4 protein-coding genes are annotated in these 2,142 nt (G+C 61.5%); 1 reads left to right on the top strand and 3 read right to left on the bottom strand.

Annotated elements, in window-relative coordinates; genetic code table 11:
* Window positions 1-559: 559 nt before the first annotated feature.
* Window positions 560-781 (bottom strand): helix-turn-helix domain-containing protein, encoded by a 222-nt coding sequence (locus HMPREF1546_RS10240; RefSeq protein ID WP_036630140.1) that lies wholly within the window; start codon window positions 779-781, stop codon window positions 560-562.
* Window positions 782-855: 74 nt separating this feature from the next.
* On the opposite strand from HMPREF1546_RS10240, the gene HMPREF1546_RS10235 reads away from it, so the two are divergent.
* Window positions 856-1,110 carry a hypothetical protein gene (locus HMPREF1546_RS10235; RefSeq protein WP_036630139.1) on the top strand — a complete coding sequence of 85 codons (255 nt, stop codon included), beginning with the start codon at window positions 856-858 and terminating at the stop codon, window positions 1,108-1,110.
* Here HMPREF1546_RS10235 and ybaK read toward each other — a convergent pair.
* Together ybaK and HMPREF1546_RS10225 are read right to left on the bottom strand one after the other, a co-directional pair.
* On the bottom strand, window positions 1,060-1,566 hold the full coding sequence (gene ybaK, locus HMPREF1546_RS10230; protein WP_021749012.1) for a Cys-tRNA(Pro) deacylase: 507 nt from the start codon (window positions 1,564-1,566) through the stop codon (window positions 1,060-1,062). The genes HMPREF1546_RS10235 and ybaK overlap by 51 nt on opposite strands.
* Window positions 1,567-1,576: 10 nt before the next feature.
* Complete coding sequence (locus HMPREF1546_RS10225; protein ID WP_021749011.1) at window positions 1,577-1,966, bottom strand: MmcQ/YjbR family DNA-binding protein; 390 nt, start codon at window positions 1,964-1,966, stop codon at window positions 1,577-1,579.
* Window positions 1,967-2,142: the final 176 nt, after the last annotated feature.

Below are 2,142 nucleotides of genomic sequence, written 5' to 3'. Positions count from 1 at the left end.
CGGGCGCGGCGGGGTGCGGTACAGGCTTGAACGCGGATTCCCGCGGCGCGGGTGTAAAGGTCAACGGGGTGCAAGGACGCATTTGGTCTGCTTCTCTTTCCGCGCGTTCCGCTGCGCTACGCGCTGCCGGGTTCTTCGCGGTAGCGAAAAGAGAAGCAGCTCCATGCGGCAACCACCCCGACGAGGTCGGCGCCATCCGCCACGGGACGGCAGCAACAGGAATCGCAGAAGAGCATAGCGTGCCCGAAGGCCAGTCCAAATCGGAGCAGGCACCGATACGCCGACCCCCGTTGCGCGCGGAGGGCCACTGCACCGGAGCGCGTCCAAGCGGCCTTTTCTTTTGGACCGTGCACGGCCCGTTTTCTTTTCCGCAAGTCGGAAAAGAAAACGGGGGGTGCATCCCGGCTGGACAAGCCCCCTGCGGGAGCAGAATCCCCGTGGCCGCCGGACGGCGGCCCAAATTTCCACGGGCGGTTTGTAACCTCCCTTACACGCTCCAGGGGCGGCCATACCATCGGGCCGCCGAGGGCGGCGGCCCCTACGGGTGCACGGAACGGATTTACCCCCGCGCGTCGCTGCGCCCCAGCAGATAATCCGTGGTGACGCTGAAGTAATCCGCAAGAAAGCAAAGCGTCAGCGATGGGACATTGACCTTTCCATATTCCATTCTCTGATAATGGACAAGGGTAATTTGAAGCACTTCTGCCATATCCGCCTGCCGCAGATGCCGTTCATCCCGCAGGGCACGCAGTCTTTCCCCAAATATTTTTAGTGTTTCCATGGAGTTCTCCTTGACATATATCATTTAATGATGTATCATCAATACATCATTAAATGTTGTTTGAAGGTGATCCAATGAATCCCATCTATCTCCGCCTCTTCGACGGCTACGCCGCCGACATTCTGCAGAAAGCAGACCCCTTCGATTCCAAATCCGTGGATCAGTTGGCGGACAGCCTCTCCCTCTCCGGGGACGCCCGCCTGTGCCTTCAGGACGCCTTTCTGGCCCGCTACCTCCAGTGGTCCACCGACGCCTTCACCCTGGGACTCCACCTGGGCCTATCCCTGGTCCACGACAATGTCCGCCGTGGAGGCCCCCAGCAGGTCTAGCAGCGCCCGGGGCGCCAGCTCCACCTGAGCGCCGATCTTCCCGGCGGAGATATAGACGGTTTCGTAGTCCAGCGCCGTCCGGTGGAACACGGTGGGATACTGCTTCTTCATCCCCACCGGGGAACAGCCGCCCCGGATGTAGCCGGTAACGGCGTTGATCTCCGCCACGTGCAGCAGCTCGATGGACTTCTCCCCCACCGCCCTGGCGGCCTTCTTCAGATCCAGGTTCTCCGGCGCCGGCACCTCGAACACGTAGATGCCCTTGGACGCCCCCCGGGCTACCAGGGTCTTGAAGCCTCTGGCTGGGTCCTGCCCCAGAGCCTCCGCCACGTGGACGCCGTACTCCCGGGTGCCCTCCGGCCCCTGGCTGTCCTCATAAAACCGGGCGGTATAGGGGATCTTTCTCTGGTCCAGGATCCGCATCACATTGGTCTTTTCCTCTTTTTTCTTCGCCATTGCAAACACCTCAGCTCTCCGCGGGCTGCTCCGCCAGCTCCCGCCGGACGTATTTGGGCAGCTTCTCCACCGCCAGGGCGTATGACCGGCCGCACAGGTCCCGCAGGACCTCCTTCGGCAGTTCTCCGTCCAGCAGGCAGGAAATCCAGGTCCGCTTATCCGAATAAAATCCCGGCAGGATATCCGGATACCGGGCCCGCAGCAGCTCGCCCTCCGCCGCCCCGCATTTCAGATTCACCAGATCGTGGCCGCCGTAAATTTTGTACTCCGGCCCCGGCGAACAGACAGCGGCAAACAGCCTGCCCCGGACCTTATAGCGGAACCACTGCCACACCGGCTGATAGTCCTTCTCCACGCCGGGAAACGACAGCAGGTATGCGTCCAGCCATTCGTAGTGCATTTACTTCTCCCCCCGCAGCTCGATAATCCGGTCACGCAGCACTGCGGCGTACATTCCCACACGGCTCCGCCGTGCGGGAGCCCTTTTCATTTTACCAACCGACCAGAAGTGAATTCTGCCCGCTTCAAGGTTTTGCCTCCGTCAAAACGCTTGTACGCCGGACTCCCGGCGATTCG

The organism is Oscillibacter sp. KLE 1745 (assembly GCF_000469445.2).
Classification (GTDB): domain Bacteria; phylum Bacillota; class Clostridia; order Oscillospirales; family Oscillospiraceae; genus Oscillibacter; species Oscillibacter welbionis.
This window is presented reverse-complemented; position numbering and strand designations above follow the sequence as displayed.